Origin of the sequence: Nocardia sp. BSTN01, from assembly GCF_015354405.1 — a bacterium.
Lineage (GTDB): Bacteria > Actinomycetota > Actinomycetes > Mycobacteriales > Mycobacteriaceae > Nocardia.
This window is the reverse complement of record NZ_JADKYP010000016.1, coordinates 62,635-77,528: the sequence shown is the minus strand read 5'-3', so window position 1 is coordinate 77,528 and position 14,894 is coordinate 62,635. Positions and strand designations below refer to the sequence as shown.

Below are 14,894 nucleotides of genomic sequence, written 5' to 3'. Positions count from 1 at the left end.
ACGTCTCCGTTACGCCCGTTCGAGCAGGGCCAGACACTCCACATGGTGTGTTGCGGGAAAGGCGTCGAACGCGCGCAGTTCGCGCACCCGGTACCCCGCCTCGCGGTAGAGACCCACGTCGCGGGCGAAAGACGCTGGGTCGCAACCGATATGAACGATACGCGCGGGCGCGGCGGCAGTGAGCGGGGTGACGACCTGTTTTCCGGCGCCGGCCCGGGGCGGGTCGAGGACGACGACGTGCGGTGCCCGGTCCTGGGTGGCGATCCAGCGCTCCACCCGATCGGCGTGCAGGTCGACGGCGGGGAGATCGCGCAGCGCGGCGACGCCGTCCGCGACCGCCGAGCGGGACGATTCGACGCCGAGCACCGATCCACGCGGTCCCGCCTGCTCGGCCAGCCGGGCCGCGAAAACCCCTACGCCGCAATACAAGTCCCAGGCGGTGGAGCCGGGGCGGAGGTCCGCCCAGTCGGCCACCACATCCGAATAGCGTTGCGCCGCATCGCGATGCGGCTGCCAGAAACCCGTCGCCGAGACGTCCCAGCGGCGGCCCGCCACATACTGCACCGCTCGCCCGCTGCCGGACACGACGCGTTCCGCGCGCCGCGCGTGGGCGGCGGCCCGGCGTGCGGCGGTAGCCCGACGATCGCCTCCGCGCCGCGGGGGCGCGGCCGGCGGCGCGAGTTCGACGATATGGCGCAGGCCGTCCCCGTCGACCGAGATCACCAGTTCGGCGCCGGGGGTCCACGCGCGCTCCGCGATGCCGTCCATCGCTCCCGAAACCGGTTGGGGGCAGCGCAAATCCGTGATCACGTCACTGCTGCGATACCTGTGGACTCCGGCGCGGCCCTCCGCATCGACGACCAGCCGCACCCGAGTCCGCCACCCCACCTCGGCGCCGGACGCGGCCGTGGTCGCGTTCTCGCCGAGCCGGTGGTCGACATCCGGCTCGGATCCGGCCGCCGGCCCGTGGGAGCCTCCGGCACCACCCGCCGGTGACCCGTCCCCGGGCTCGCGCACCGGAAGCGGTTCCACCACGATGTCGGTGTCCCAGTGCGCGAGCCGCTGCAACTGCTCCCGCACCACCGCCGCCTTCAGGCCGCGCTGCGCTTCAGGGGTGGCGAAGGCGAAATCGCAGCAGCCGGCGCCGCCGGGGCCCGAAACCGGGCAGTTCGGCGTCACGCGGTCCGCGGACGCCTCCAGGATCTCGATCGCCTCGGCGCGGCAGAACGAGCCGCCGCGGTCCTCGGTCACCCGTGCTCGCACCAGCTCACCGGGCAGGCCGTGGCGGACGAACAGCACCCGGCCCTCGTGCCGGGCGACACAGAAACCACCGTGGCCGGGTGGCCCCAGCCGCACCTGCAGTGCGCGCCCGGACCAGTCCGGCCCGGCACTCACGAACGGTCCTCGTAGCCGCGGCGAACCGCGCCCGGCGCGTTGACCACTTCGGGACGGCGTGCCTTGGCCGACGAACTCAACTGCCACGGCACACTCGTCACCATCACACCCGGCTCGAACAGCAGCCGGCCCTTGAGCCGCAGCGCACTCTGGTTGTGCAGCAACTGCTCCCACCAGTGGCCGACCACGTATTCGGGGATGAACACGGTCACCACGTCGCGCGGCGAATCCTTGCGCACCCGCTTGACGTAATCCACCACGGGCTTGGTGATCTCACGGTAGGGCGATTCGATCACCTTGAGCGGCACCGGAATATCGCTGTCGGCCCACTCCCGCACCAGCGCCCGGGTGTCGGGCTCGTCGACGTTGACGGTGACCGCCTCGAGCGTGTCCGGCCGGGTGGCCCGGGCATAGGCGAGCGCGCGGCGCGTCGGCAGATGCAATTTCGACACCAGCACGATCGAATGGGTGCGGCTGGGCAGGACGCCGGTGAACTCCTGCTCCTCGAGTTCGCGCCCGACCGTGTCGTAGTGGCGGCGGATCAGCCGCATCAGGCCGAAGATCGCGGCCATGGTCACGATCGCGATCCAGGCGCCCGCCAGGAACTTCGTGATGAGCACGATGATCAGCACGGCGCCGGTCATGGTCAGGCCGATAGCGTTGATCACGCGCGAGCGCAGCATCCGCCGGCGCACCGCCGGATCGGTTTCGGTGCGCAGCAGCCGCGTCCAGTGCCGCAGCATGCCGGTCTGGCTCAGCACGAACGAGACGAACACACCGACGATGTAGAGCTGGATCAGCCGGGTCACCTCGGCGCCGAACAGCACCACGAACGCGATCGCGGCGCCGGACAGGAACAGGATGCCGTTGCTGAACGCCAGCCGGTCGCCGCGGGTGTGCAGCTGCCGGGGCAGGAACCGGTCCTGCGCGAGAATCGAGCCGAGCACCGGGAAACCGTTGAAAGCGGTGTTGGCGGCCAGCACCAGGATCAGCGCGGTGACGATGGTGATGTAGAAGAAGCCGGCCGGGAACCCGGAGAAGATCGAGTCGGCGAGCTGCGCGATGAGCGTCTTCTGCTCGTAGCCGGGTGGCGCGCCCACGAGATCCGCCTTGTCCGCGGCGAAGACGACGCCCAGTTTGCGCGCCATCAGGATGATCCCCATCAACAGGGTGACCGCGATGGCGCCGAGCAGCAGCAGTGTGGTGGCGGCGTTGCGCGATTTCGGTTTACGGAAGGCCGGCACGCCGTTGCTGATCGCCTCCACACCGGTCAGCGCCGCACATCCGGAGGAGAACGCGCGCGCTATCAGGAAGGCGAAGGCGATGCCCTGCAGATGCGACTCGTTGCCGTTGAGACTGAACCCGGACGATTCGGCATGCAGATCGTCACCGAAGACGACGATCCGCACCACGCCCCAGGCCAGCATCAGGAAGACACCGATCATGAAGCCGTAGGTGGGAATCGAGAACGCGGTGCCCGATTCCCGCACGCCGCGCAGATTCACCGCGGTCAGCAGGACGATCGCCGCCACCGCGAACAGCACCTTGTGGGTGGCCACGAACGGCACGGCGGAACCGATGTTCGACGCCGCCGAGGAGATGGAGACCGCGACGGTGAGCACATAGTCGACGAGCAGCGCGCTGCCCACGGTGAGCCCGGCCATCGGGCCGAGATTGACGGTGGCGACCTCGTAGTCGCCGCCACCGGACGGATAGGCGTGCACGTTCTGGCGGTAACTGGCGACCACGACCGCCATCACGGCCGCGACCGCCAGCCCGATCCAGGGCGTATAGACGTAGGCGGACAGGCCGGCCGTGGAGAGCACGAGGAAGATTTCCTCGGGCGCGTACGCCACCGACGACAGGGCGTCGGAGGCGAAGACGGGCAGCGCGATCCGCTTGGGCAGCAGGGTATGTCCCAGGGAATCGCTACGGAAAGGGCGGCCGACCACCATACGCTTGACGGCCGTCGTCAACTTGGACACTCGGCACAGCATAAGGGCACGGCCTCGAGGGGCATAGCGGGCGGTTCACTCGCGTTTCGGTGCCGGCGAATGGGGGAACGTGCTGCGGGGAACCGTCAACGGGTACGGTTCCCCCGAGAGGGAACCAGACCGCACACCACGGTTTTCGGCGGAATTGGGGTTGACACGGTGTACGTAGTGATCATGGGGTGCGGCCGAGTCGGCTCCGCATTGGCGCGCGCCCTGGTCCGGATCGGCCACGAGGTAGCCGTGATCGACCGGGATCCGGGCGCATTCCTGCGCCTGGGCAAGGATTTTCCCGGTGAGCGGGTCACCGGCGTCGGCTTCGATCGGGGCGTACTGATCCGCGCGGGGATCGAACGCGCCGGGGCGTTCGCGGCGGTGTCCAACGGCGACAACTCCAACATCATCTCCGCGCGCGTCGCCCGCGAGACCTTCGGGGTGGAACGGGTGGTGGCCCGCATCTACGACGCCAAACGCGCGGCGGTCTACGAGCGGCTCGGCATCCCGACCATCGCCACCGTGCCGTGGACCACCGACCGGTTCCTGCGCACGCTCACCGGCGACGAAACCACCGCCACCTGGCGCGATCCCACCGGCACCGGCTCGGTCACCGAACTCGTCCTGCATGAGGACTGGTACGGGCGTACCGTGCGTGATCTGGAGGATGCGGTGCCGGTGCGGGTGGCCTTCCTGGTCCGCTTCGGACAAGCACTGCTGCCCACCAGCAAAACGGTGCTGCAGGCCGACGACACGGTCTACATCGCCGCCGTCTCCGACAAGGTCGGCGAGGCCGTCGCCGTCGCCGCCACCGCACCTTCGAGCGAGGACAAGTCGTGAACGTAGCGATCGCGGGAGCAGGCGCCGTCGGCCGCTCCATCGCCCAGGAATTGCTGCGGGGCGGGCATCGGGTGACCCTGCTCGAGCGTCGGCTCGACCATATCGACCCGGCTGTCGCGCCCTCGGCCACCTGGATGCACGGCGACGCGTGCGAACTCGAACTGCTCGAGGAAGCGGGCCTGCAGGACTACGAGGTGGTGATCGCGGCCACCGGCGACGACAAGGCGAATCTCGTGTTCAGCCTGCTCGCCAAGACCGAATTCGGGGTGCGCCGGGTGGTGGCCCGGGTCAACGATCCGCGCAACGAGTGGCTGTTCGACGGTTCCTGGGGTGTGGATGTCGCGGTCTCGACACCACGGCTGCTGGCCTCGCTGGCCGAGGAAGCGGTCTCGGTCGGCGACCTGGTCCGGCTGATGACGCTGCGTCAGGGCCAGGCGAATCTGGTCGAGATCACGCTGCCCACCGATACCGCGCTGGCCGGCCGCGCGGTCCGCACGCTCTCGCTGCCCCGCGATGTCGCCCTGGTGACGATCCTGCGCGGCGGCCGGGTGATCGTCCCGCAGCCCGACGATCCGCTCGAGGGCGAGGACGAGCTGCTGTTCGTGTCCACGGTGGAGGCCGAGGAAGAACTGCGCCGCAGACTGGCCACGGAGCCGGCGGGCGCGGCGCCCACCGGCGCGGAGCCGCCCGCCTCGATCTGAGCGTGGCTCAGGCGCTTTCGGGGACGAGCTGCGCGCGCAGCTTGGTCAGCGCGCGATGCTGCATGACCCGGACCACGCCGGGGCTCGTGCCGATCGCCTCGGCGGTCTGCGCGGCTGTCCAGCCGAGCACGATCCGCATCACCAGCACCTCGCGATGGGCGGGCGCGAGGATCTTCATCAGCTCGCGGGTGGCCTGGCGGCGTTCCAGATTGAGCGCCAGCTCCTCGGGTCCCGGTGCGGTGGATGCGCTGTCGGGGAATTCGGCCACCGGATAGGACGGGTGCTGCTGGGCGCGGCGGAACGCGTCGGCCACCTTGTTCGCGGAGATGCCGTAGACGAAGGCCAGAAACGATTTTCCCTGATCACGGTAGCGGGGAATCGCGGTGACGGTCGCGATGCATATCTCCTGCGCGATGTCGTCGGCGGTGACGTGCGGGTTGTTGCTGCTTCCGACGCGCGCGGCGCAATAGCGGCGTACCAGGGGATGCACGATGCGGATGATCTCGGTGACCGCGCGCTGATCGCCCGCGGCGGCCGGCCCGATCAGGCGGTCCAGTTCGGCGGCGGCGCGGCGGCTGTCGGAACTCGCGGGCGCCGATCTCGGTGACCGCACTCCCGCACCCTTCGCCGGGCCGGGCGCCGTCACCGTGTTGTTCTCGGTATCCACCGAAGATCCTCTCGCCGATCGCTACTGACTACCACGATCGTGCGCCGAATCCGGTTCGCGGAATAGATACCCCAGGGGTGGGTTCACCCCACCCCGTCGTTGCGTGCCCTCAGAATTGGTGGCATAACCCGACTTCGAGTCGGTTCGGTCCGCCGGTCGATCCTCCGGCGCGCTATTCGGTGGCCGAGGAGACCGGCATATGGCCGGCGCGGCGTACCGCCCACACCGTGACCAGCAGCGCGACCGCGGTCAAGGGCCAGCCCATCGCGATGCGGGCGGCGGCCAGCCAGCCGGTGCTGTCGGTGTCGTAGAAATGGTTCTGCACCAGGTAGCGGGCGCCGAAGACGACCACCCACACCACGGTGGCCAGATCGTAGAGTCGCATCGCGCGCCGGTCCGAACGCCAACTGTGGCCGTGCCCGTTGAGCACTCCCCAGATGACCCCGGCCAGCGGCCAGCGCACCAGCAGCGACACCAGGAAGACCCCGGCGTAGACCAGGCTCGCCCAGATACCGAAGAGGAAATATCCCTTCGCCGCGCCGGTGCGGTGAGCGATGAAGGCGCAGACCGCGACCCCGATGAATCCGGAGATCGCGGGCTGGATCGGCGACCGGCGGATCAGCCGCCAGACCAGGACACCGGCGGCGGTGGCCAGCGCCGTCCAGATGGCGGCCGTCAAACCCCACAGCGTGTTCGCGGGGACGAACACCACCACCGGCAGCGTGGAATAGATCAGTCCGCTGATACCGCCGAGCTGCTCGAGCAGCGTCTGCTGGATCTCTTCCTCACGGTCCTCGCCGGTGTAGGCGTGGCCGTCATCGCCCGCGGCCGGATGCCGGGCCGGGGATTCGCCGTCGGACTCGCGCAGGCGGTGACGACCGCGCCCCGCAACGGGGTTCGCGCGGAGCCGGGCCCCGGCGGCCGGGTCGGCGCCCTCGTCGTTGTGGGGTATCGGCATACGTCAGGAATTCTCGCGGAGTTCGTAGTAGGGGTTGAACATCACCTTGGCGCCATCGCGTTCACCGATGCGGCCACGGACCAGGATACGGCGTCCCGATTCGACACCGGGTATGCGGCGCCTGCCGATCCATACCAAGGTCACCGCGTCGGTGCCGTCGAAGAATTCGGCCTCCACCGAAGCGCTCACTGACTTCGGACACGCCTCCACACTGCGCAATCGCCCCAGCATGGTGACCTCTTCGCCACGTCGGCATTCCGCCGCCCTGCACGCGCCCGACGCTTCGGAGGTCTCCGCCAGCTCCTCCGCATCGAGGACGTCGAGATCGGCCGTCAGACGACGCCCCAGGCGCCGGAAATAACCGCTGTCGGGTCCTACCTTGCCCGCGGCACCGGGACCCGCCTTGTTTCCGCCTGTGAAAGGCATCTTGCAACACTTCCTGCACTACAGACGGCGTGGGTCACACGTCGTCGGTTTCCCACACGACCGGCTGATGGGCCGTACACCGCCACTGTAGATGCACCCGGACGCCCTCGCTACGGGAGCCCGCACCACCGAGACGGCGCTGACCGCACCGTGTGCTGGGTTCCCCGCCCATCCGCGCGCGAACCCTCGGATTCGAGTGGTCGACAACACGTTTTCCGAGCCTCGCGACGCGGGTTCGCCCGGCCCACCGGCTAGGCTGCGGCCCGTGTCAGAGCTACCCCGTTCCGGCGGCCCGCGCCCTGCCGTCGTCGTCGCCCTGCCGGGGACCGGATCCGACGCCGACTTCGCCCGGCGTGCGTTCGAAACCGCTTGTGCCGCCAGGGATCTGCCGTTCATGGCGGTGGAACCGGATCCGCGGGCGGTGGTCGCGAGCTGCCGGGCGGCCCTCGACGAGGCGGCCCGCACCGGGCCGGTGCTCGCCGCCGGAATCTCGCTGGGCGCCGCGATCGCGGTGGAATGGGCCGCCGCCCATCCGGAATCGGCGTTCGGTGTGGTCGCGGCCCTGCCGGCGTGGACCGGCTCCGACATCACGGGATGCCCGGCGGCCCTGAGCGCGGCGACCACGGCGGCTCAGCTGCGCGCCGACGGCCTGGAGCCGGTGATCGAGCGGATGCGGGCGGGCAGCCCCGCCTGGCTGGGACAGGCACTGACCCAGTCGTGGCGCACCCACTGGCCCGATCTGCCCTCGGCACTGGAAGAGGCCGCCACCTACGCCTGGCCGGACACGGAATTGCTTGCGGCACTGCGGGTTCCGACCACAATCGTCGGCGCGATCGACGATCCGGTGCATCCGCTGACCGTCGCCGAACAGTGGTACGAGCTGATCCCGCAGGCGCGCATCCACCGCATCACCCTCGACGAACTCGGCGCCGATCCGGGGATTCTCGGCGCCCGGGGCATCCCCGGCCTGATCGCGCCCACACTGCAGGCGTGACGGCCGCCGGGCGCCCGCGCTACTTCCGCGGGCGCCCGGTGCCGATCAGTTGCGACCGAGTTGCTGCATCGCCGAACCTCCGGCGCCGCGGCGCGGTCCCTGCTGTTCGGCGGTGACCACGGGGAAGGTGCCCGTCGCGGCCGCCTCCGCCGCGGCCGCCTGCGCGGCCAGCGCCTGCTGCTGCGCCTCGACCTGCTGCTGATGCGCGGCGATCAACTGGTCGGCGAGTTCCTGCGGCAGCACCACCGGCAGCGGTTCCCGCACCGGCATCGGCTCCTCGCCACGACGCACGACGGTTTCGGCGAGGATCGCCCGAGCCGCCTCGACCAGCGGACCGCCCTCGTCGGCGGCGCCCGACGGCCCCGCCGCTACCAGCCGGACCATCCAGCGATAGCCGTCGACACCGATGAAACGCAGATCGGCGCCCTCGGTCACCGCGTGCAGTTCACGGCCCCACGGCCCGGTCTGCACCGAGACCTGCGCGCCGTCGGCCCGCAGCGATTCCGCCAGGTCCGCGGCAACGGTCCGCCACTGGCCCGGCGACTTCGGTGCCGCGTAGGCGGCCACGGTGAGACGTCCGTGCGGGGTCGCGAGATGGACCGCCTGCGGCGTGCCGTCGGGCGTCATCTCCACCTGCAACTGGCCGCCGTCGGGGACGGGGAGCAGCACCGAACCCAGATCGAGATGCTGATCGGAGATCTCGGCGAGGATCTCGGACACCTCTTCGTAATCGAAGGGCCCGGTCCGCGGGGCGGAATCCTCGGCCTCGCCGTCCTCGTCGTCGCCGTCCTGGTCGTCGTAGCCGTCGGCGTCGTACTCGTCGTCGTAGTCGGAGTAGCCGGCGTCGTACTCGCCGGCGTCGTGACCGAGGGATTCGGCGTCGTAGCCGTCGTCCTCGGCATACGCCTGCGCACCGGCATAGGCGGAACCGTCGGCGTAGCCCGATGTTCCGGCGGGCTCCTCGGCGTAGGCATCGGCGTACTCGGAAGCTTCGCCGTACGCGTCGCCCGTATGCGCCCCGGCCGGCTGCCGGTAGGGGTCGGCAACGGCGAAACCGCCTGTGGCCGGGCCGGATTCGGCGGGATCGTAGCCGTGGTCGGCGTAGGAGTCCGGCACCGCGGCACGCGGCTGCGCGGGCTCGCGATAGCCGGCGTCGACATCCGCGGGACGATGGCGCCCCCGCTGCGGGTGGCCGTAGTCGGCGTCACCGGAATCCGGGCGCTGGTGTGCGGGCACCACGGGGTGCCGGCCGGTAGCCGTCGGCGCACCCATCGGCTCCTGCCTGCGTCGCGGCGGAAGCGGAGCTCCCGCGGGCGGGCTCGCCGGAGCCGGCCTCCCGCCCGGCCCGGCACCCGGCCCCGGCGCCGGACGTCCGGGTCCGGCGGGAAGGCGTGGGACCGAGCCCGTCGGCGGGCCTGCCGGGTTCGCGCCGGGCGGAATCCGCCGGACCGCTCCCGTCACCGGCCCTACCGGACCGGGCGTGGCGCCGGGAAGCCGCGGCACCGCACCCGTGCCTTCCGGTCCCGTTGGGTTGCGCCATGTCGGGCCCGTACCGGCCGGAGGGCCGGGATTGCGCGGCACCGCACCGGTGTCGCGCGGGCCGCCGGGAATCCGCGGCGTGGCCCCGGCGCCGGCCGGACCACCCGGAATCCGCGGCGTCGCACCCGTTCCCGCCGGACCGCCCGGAACGCGCCGGGTCGCACCGCTACCGACCGGGCCGCCGGGGACACGCGGGGTCGCACCGGTGCCGCCCGCGATACGCGGCATCGCGCCGGAGCCCGCCGGGCCGCCGGGGACGTGCGGGATCGCACCCGTGCCGCTCGCCTGCCGCGGAGGCAGCGGGCCGGGTGGAATCCGCGGAATGGGCCCGGTGTCGTCCATATCCCCGTGCGCCGGTGGCAGATCCGGACGCGGTCCGCCCGGCGCTCGGCGCGGCGGACGGGCCGGCGCCTCACCGCGCGGCGGAGTACCGGGACGCGCGGGAACTCGTGCGTGCGTGCCCGTCTCGTACGGCTCCGGTCGCCCGCCGGGATACGGCGGAGGCGCCGGTCGGCCGGGCGCCCCGTACCCGGGCGGAGTCATCTCGTGGTCCGGCTCCGCGCGGCCGTGCCGGCCCCCGGTGCGCCCGGCCGGATACTCCGGCTCGGAATAGCCGGTGGCGTAGCCGGATTCGCCGTACTCTCCCCCGTCCCCCAGATCCGGTGCCCGGTGGGTCCCGGTCCGGTAGCCGCCCTCGGCGTATCCCTCGCCGTAATAGGAATCGCCGTAGTCGGTGTCGTCGCGCTCGGAGTCATGATCGGATCGATGATCTCCACGGCCGAACATGTTCATACCTCCCCTCCGGCGCGGCCCACCCCGCCGGATTGCGGCGACAGACTGTGGTGTCCGCCGCTCGACCCGTAACCGCCTGCGCCGCGCGATGTTTCGTCGAGCTGGTCGACCTCCACGAAGTCCACCAGTTCCACACGCTGCACCAGCAATTGTGCGATTCGATCGCCGCGACGCAACTGAATCGCCGTACGCGGGTCGTGATTGATCAGGCAGACCTTGATCTCACCCCGGTAGCCGGCATCGACCGTGCCGGGTGTGTTGACGACAGACAGACCCGTCTTGGCGGCCAGCCCCGACCGGGGATGAATGAGGCCGACGGTGCCCACCGGCAACGCGACAGCGATTCCGGTGCCGACGAGCACCCGCTCGCCCGGCTCCAGGATGACGTCTTCGGTGGTGCACAAATCCACTCCGGCATCGCCCGGGTGCGCACGCGTGGGCACCGGGACGCCGGGATCGAGCCGCAGCAGAGGTATGGGTGCAATTCCGGTCACGTCCAGCGAGCCTACGCGTCCGGCGGCCGGGCCGTGGGAGCGCCGGGCTCCGATGTGGCGGCGACGATTCGACGGCGGTCGCGGACGGCGCGCAGCGGCTCCCGCCGACAGCGAATATGTCGGCCTGACCTAGCATGATGTGGTGTCCGACCAGTCCCACGCAGTACCTCCCCACGACTCTCCGGCGCCCGCGCACGCCGACGGCACCGCCGCGGTCTATTCCGAACGGCTGTGGGTCCCCCTGTGGTGGTGGCCGGTGGCGCTGGCGGTGACCGGTCTGCTGGCCGCCGAAATTCACATGGGCGCGCCGGGGATCCGGGCGTGGCTGCCGTATGTGCTGCTGTTCCCGGTGCCCGTCTGGGCGCTGATATGGATGAGCCGCCACCGGGTCGAGGTGGCGCCGGATGCCGACGGCATCCTCGAATTGCGCGCGGACCGGGCCCACCTACCGGTAACGTATGTATCCCGGGCGGTGGCGGTGCCGGCCAGCGCGAAGAGCGCGGCACTGGGTCGTCAGCTCGACCCGGCCGCATTCGTCCAGCATCGTCCGTGGATCGGGCCCATGGTCCTGCTCGTCCTCGACGATCCGGACGACCCCGCTCCGTACTGGCTGATCAGCACGCGTAAACCCGAACAGGTACTGGCCGCGCTCGGCGTACCGAGCGCGGGCTGACGAGACCTGCCGGGCTGTTTGTCGTCGTTTCTTCTGCTACCCGCGCAACGAATCCGCTGCGGCCGCACAGATCCGCTCAGGCGGCGCAATCCATGCAGATCATCTGCCCGCCGGCCTCGCTGGCGAGTCTGCTGCGGTGATGAACCAGGAAGCAGCTCGAGCAGGTGAACTCGTCGGCCTGTTTCGGGATCACCCGGACCGAGAGCACCTCCTCGGACAGATCCGCGCCGGGAAGCTCGAACGACTCCGCGGTATCGGATTCGTCGATATCCACGACGGCGGACGCGGCCTCGTTGCGACGAGCCTTCAGCTCCTCGAGCGAGTCCTCCGACACCTCGTCGGATTCACTGCGCCTAGGTGCGTCATAGTCGGTTGCCATGTCGTCTTCCCCTCGTCCTTACTCCGTATATCCCGGACCGGCTCCGCCGAACGTCGATCCCTCTCGGAATCGCCCGGCGATGCCGCCCCGCCGTGGTGTACGTCACGTGTACACCGCTCGCCGCCCGGCCGGATCACCCTGACCCATACCGGATCGCGCTCGGTCAACGCAGGACATGCCCTGGTTGTTCCCGAAATCGCTTCCCTGATTCACATCAGCCGATTCGTATCGGGCCGCCAGACAATAGCGGACGCCGGGGCAAAAGTCGCAATCAAAACTCGAGCGAGTCGAAACCGACGGATAATCGTCACTGCGACCGCACGGGTGTGGCGATACGCCACCGCTTCGTGCCCGGCGGTTCCCCGGCCCGTGACCCGATCGCGATCCCCGCGGCCTCGCCGATCGTTACGATCCCGATATCCACCACGGCCGTAGCTGCCGATTTCCACCGCAGCCGTGGCCGCCTGGTCCGTCGTGGCCGCCCTGGCGATCGGCGCGCAGGTGTCCGCGTGCGCGACCGCCGCCCGCCAACTCGTAAGGTGTGCGTGTGGTTTCACTGATCACCGAAGGCAGCGCGGTCGACAACAAGGGCCGTCCGTTCCTGCGGCGCCGCTACCAGCCGTGGGTCGCACTCATCGCGGTTCTCGCCCTCATCTGCGCAATCGTGTGGATCAAGGCGCTGACCACCGCCGATGCCACCCATACCGCCATGGCCTGCAATTCGCCGGCTCCGGCTACGGATCCGAACGCGCCGCAGCCCGCGCCGCTGGGCGAGGTGGTCTCCCCGTCGCGGTTGCACGATGTGGAGCCGGCGCCGCTGGCTCAGGCGAAGGTGCGGGTGCTCAACGGTTCCGGCCAGCGCGGCCTGGCCGAGCACATCGCGTCGAAACTCGGTGACTACGGCTTCGCCAGCCCGCCGGCCCCGGTCTTCGGCAACGATCCGGTCTATCTGAGCGGCGATCTGGTGTGCACCGGCCAGATCCGCTACGGCGTGAGCGGGCGCCCCGCCGCGGCCGCGGTACAGCTCGTCGCGCCGTGCGCGGAGCTGATCGAGGACCAGCGCACCGACGACACCGTCGACCTGGCCCTGGGCACGCTGTTCGGCAACGATCTGCAGCCGAGCACCGATGCCGAGGAAGTACTGCGCGCCCTGAAGAACCCGGCCCCGAACGGCCCGGACGTCGATTCGGCGCTGCTGCAGGCCGCCCGCACCGCCCGCTGCTGAGCCGCACTTACCCCTCCGGGGTGGGGCCGCGCTCACTGCTCCGGAATGGGGGCGGCGACGCCGAGCCGGTCGAAGAGTTCGGCGAGTTCGTCGGCGATGCCCGCGGCGGCGGCCACGGTCAACGCCCCCTGGGCACCGGTGGAGTCCGCGCCGGGCAGCCGCAGCACGGCGCCCGCCTCGGCCGCGATCAGCGCTCCGGCGGCCCAGTCCCACGGATTGAGGCCGTGCTCGTAGTGGGCGTCCACGCGTCCCGCCGCCACCATGCACAGGTCGAGGGCGGCCGAGCCGATCCGGCGGATGTCGCGGACTCTCGGCAGCAGCCGCGCCACCAGTTCGCCCTGCCGTTCCCGGCGCGCCGCGCCGTAGCCGAAGCCGGTGGCCACCAGGGCCAGCCGGACCGAGTCGATATCGTTGCAGCGCAATGCGATCGGCTCGGTGTCGCCGCCGGCCACGGTGGCACCCGCGCCCAGTCCGGCGCTGTAGGTGAGCTCCCCGGCCACGTCGACGACCGCACCGGCCAGGGAGCGGCCACCGCGCATCGCGGCCACCGATACCGCATAGGCCGGGATGCCGTACACGAAGTTGACCGTGCCGTCGATCGGATCGACCACCCACACGATCTCGCCGGCGGCTCCGAGGCTGCCGCCGCCCTCCTCGCCGAGGACCGTCTCCCCCGGGCGGACCTCGGCCAGCAGCGAGCGGATCAGCCGCTCGGTTTCCGTGTCGACCACGGTGACGGGGTCGGTGGGTGTCGATTTGGTACGGATCGAGCCGTCCTCGGTCCGCCCCGGGCCGAAGACCTCGGGCCGGCGGCGGCGGACGTGTGCGGCCGCGGTCTCGGCCAGATAAACTGAGACACGGCGTAATTCGGCGATTTCGGCAGGATCGAGGACGGGCGCTTCCGCGATATCGGCGGGTGAATTCGTCTCGGACACGGTTTCCATCCGACCACAGATCCGCCCGGACTCGCATCTGCGCGGTCGCAGCCGTGGGCGCGTCGCGCGGTGTAACGTGCCGCTGGCACCTTCATCGGCCTAGACCACAGGGAACGAGGAGTTCGCGATGTCCGCTCGGGGGCAAGCATTCGGTATCGATATCGGGGGCAGCGGGGTGAAGGGCGCGGTCGTCGACCTCGCCACCGGCGACCTCGCCCACGAACGGATCAAGATCTCCACGCCCCACCCGGCCACCCCCAATGCCATCGCCGAAACCGTCGCCAAACTCGTCACCCAGGCCGACTGGGACGGCCCGGTCGGCCTCACCCTGCCCAGCGTCGTGGTCAACGGCATCGCCCGCACCGCCGCCAACATCGACAAGAGCTGGATCGACACCGACGCGCGTCAACTGTTCTCGCTGGCGCTGGGCGGACGCGAGGTCGTGGTGCTCAACGACGCCGACGCGGCGGGCCTGGCCGAGGACCGCTACGGCGCGGCACGCAACATCGACGGCCTGGTGATGCTGCTGACGTTCGGCACCGGCATCGGCTCGGCGCTGCTGAACCACGGCGTCCTGGTTCCCAACACCGAGCTGGGCCACCTCGAGGTGCACGGCAAGGAGGCCGAGCATCGGGCCGCGTCGTCGGTGAAGGAACGAAAGAATCTGTCGTACAAGGAGTGGGCCGCCGAGGTGACGAAGGTACTGGTCACCCTGGAGGACTTGTTCTGGCCGACGGTGTTCGTCGCCGGCGGCGGGATCAGCCGCGATGCCGAGCACTGGATACCGTTGCTGGCCAATCGGACTCCGGTCGCGGCCGCCCATCTGCGCAATACCGCGGGTATCGTGGGCGCCGCGATGGCCGTGGATAGCGGGATCGCGCCGTGAGCACT

Annotated in this window: 14 protein-coding genes and 1 pseudogene; 6 read left to right on the top strand and 9 right to left on the bottom strand. The window is 70.5% G+C overall.

Annotated elements, in window-relative coordinates:
- Positions 1-9 precede the first annotated feature (9 nt).
- Both IRT45_RS15810 and IRT45_RS15805 read right to left on the bottom strand, forming a co-directional pair.
- Positions 10-1,395 carry a TRAM domain-containing protein gene (locus IRT45_RS15810; protein ID WP_309240985.1) on the bottom strand — a complete coding sequence of 462 codons (1,386 nt, stop codon included), beginning with the start codon at positions 1,393-1,395 and terminating at the stop codon, positions 10-12.
- Complete coding sequence (locus IRT45_RS15805) at positions 1,392-3,380, bottom strand: APC family permease (RefSeq protein WP_194806608.1); 1,989 nt, start codon at positions 3,378-3,380, stop codon at positions 1,392-1,394. The genes IRT45_RS15810 and IRT45_RS15805 overlap by 4 nt, the downstream gene beginning before the upstream one ends.
- Positions 3,381-3,548: 168 nt before the next feature.
- Between IRT45_RS15805 and IRT45_RS15800 the strand changes: the two genes are divergently transcribed.
- Positions 3,549-4,220 (top strand): TrkA family potassium uptake protein, encoded by a 672-nt coding sequence (locus IRT45_RS15800; protein WP_030517211.1) that lies wholly within the window; start codon positions 3,549-3,551, stop codon positions 4,218-4,220.
- Positions 4,217-4,921, top strand: a complete 705-nt coding sequence (locus IRT45_RS15795) for a TrkA family potassium uptake protein (protein ID WP_194806607.1) — start codon at positions 4,217-4,219, stop codon at positions 4,919-4,921. Before IRT45_RS15800 ends, IRT45_RS15795 begins: the two co-directional genes overlap by 4 nt.
- 7 nt (positions 4,922-4,928) lie before the next feature.
- Here IRT45_RS15795 and IRT45_RS15790 read toward each other — a convergent pair whose 3' ends face one another.
- The 3 genes from IRT45_RS15790 to IRT45_RS15780 all read right to left on the bottom strand — a co-directional run bounded on the left by IRT45_RS15790 (position 4,929) and on the right by IRT45_RS15780 (position 6,972).
- Positions 4,929-5,588 (bottom strand): sigma-70 family RNA polymerase sigma factor, encoded by a 660-nt coding sequence (locus IRT45_RS15790; RefSeq protein WP_309240984.1) that lies wholly within the window; start codon positions 5,586-5,588, stop codon positions 4,929-4,931.
- A gap of 172 nt (positions 5,589-5,760) precedes the next feature.
- Complete coding sequence (locus tag IRT45_RS15785; protein WP_375540103.1) at positions 5,761-6,546, bottom strand: DUF3159 domain-containing protein; 786 nt, start codon at positions 6,544-6,546, stop codon at positions 5,761-5,763.
- Between the two features lie 3 nt (positions 6,547-6,549).
- Positions 6,550-6,972, bottom strand: coding sequence for an OB-fold nucleic acid binding domain-containing protein (locus IRT45_RS15780; protein WP_194806606.1), 423 nt, complete (start codon positions 6,970-6,972; stop codon positions 6,550-6,552).
- Between the two features lie 265 nt (positions 6,973-7,237).
- On the opposite strand from IRT45_RS15780, the gene IRT45_RS15775 reads away from it, so the two are divergent.
- Positions 7,238-7,966, top strand: a complete 729-nt coding sequence (locus tag IRT45_RS15775) for an alpha/beta fold hydrolase (RefSeq protein WP_194806605.1) — start codon at positions 7,238-7,240, stop codon at positions 7,964-7,966.
- A 45-nt stretch (positions 7,967-8,011) separates the two neighbouring features.
- Here IRT45_RS15775 and IRT45_RS15770 read toward each other — a convergent pair.
- Both IRT45_RS15770 and dut read right to left on the bottom strand, forming a co-directional pair.
- A pseudogene (locus tag IRT45_RS15770) lies at positions 8,012-8,863 on the bottom strand (DUF3710 domain-containing protein); the annotation flags it as partial.
- A 1,430-nt stretch (positions 8,864-10,293) separates the two neighbouring features.
- On the bottom strand, positions 10,294-10,791 hold the full coding sequence (gene dut, locus IRT45_RS15765) for a dUTP diphosphatase (protein ID WP_063014616.1): 498 nt from the start codon (positions 10,789-10,791) through the stop codon (positions 10,294-10,296).
- A gap of 229 nt (positions 10,792-11,020) precedes the next feature.
- Between dut and IRT45_RS15760 the strand changes: the two genes are divergently transcribed.
- Entirely contained in the window at positions 11,021-11,464 is a 444-nt protein-coding gene (locus IRT45_RS15760) for a DUF3093 domain-containing protein (protein ID WP_228534430.1), read from the top strand.
- 76 nt (positions 11,465-11,540) lie between these two features.
- On the opposite strand, the gene IRT45_RS15755 is transcribed toward IRT45_RS15760, so the two are convergent.
- Positions 11,541-11,843, bottom strand: coding sequence for a DUF4193 domain-containing protein (locus tag IRT45_RS15755; RefSeq protein WP_025351469.1), 303 nt, complete (start codon positions 11,841-11,843; stop codon positions 11,541-11,543).
- A gap of 547 nt (positions 11,844-12,390) precedes the next feature.
- Here IRT45_RS15755 and cei point away from each other — a divergent pair.
- Positions 12,391-13,068, top strand: a complete 678-nt coding sequence (gene cei, locus IRT45_RS15750; protein WP_194806603.1) for an envelope integrity protein Cei — start codon at positions 12,391-12,393, stop codon at positions 13,066-13,068.
- A gap of 32 nt (positions 13,069-13,100) precedes the next feature.
- Here cei and IRT45_RS15745 read toward each other — a convergent pair whose 3' ends face one another.
- Positions 13,101-14,012, bottom strand: coding sequence for an inositol monophosphatase family protein (locus IRT45_RS15745; protein WP_194806602.1), 912 nt, complete (start codon positions 14,010-14,012; stop codon positions 13,101-13,103).
- Positions 14,013-14,130: 118 nt separating this feature from the next.
- Here IRT45_RS15745 and ppgK point away from each other — a divergent pair, with 118 nt between their 5' ends.
- Positions 14,131-14,889 carry a polyphosphate--glucose phosphotransferase gene (gene ppgK / locus IRT45_RS15740; RefSeq protein WP_194806601.1) on the top strand — a complete coding sequence of 253 codons (759 nt, stop codon included), beginning with the start codon at positions 14,131-14,133 and terminating at the stop codon, positions 14,887-14,889.
- Positions 14,890-14,894 lie beyond the last annotated feature (5 nt).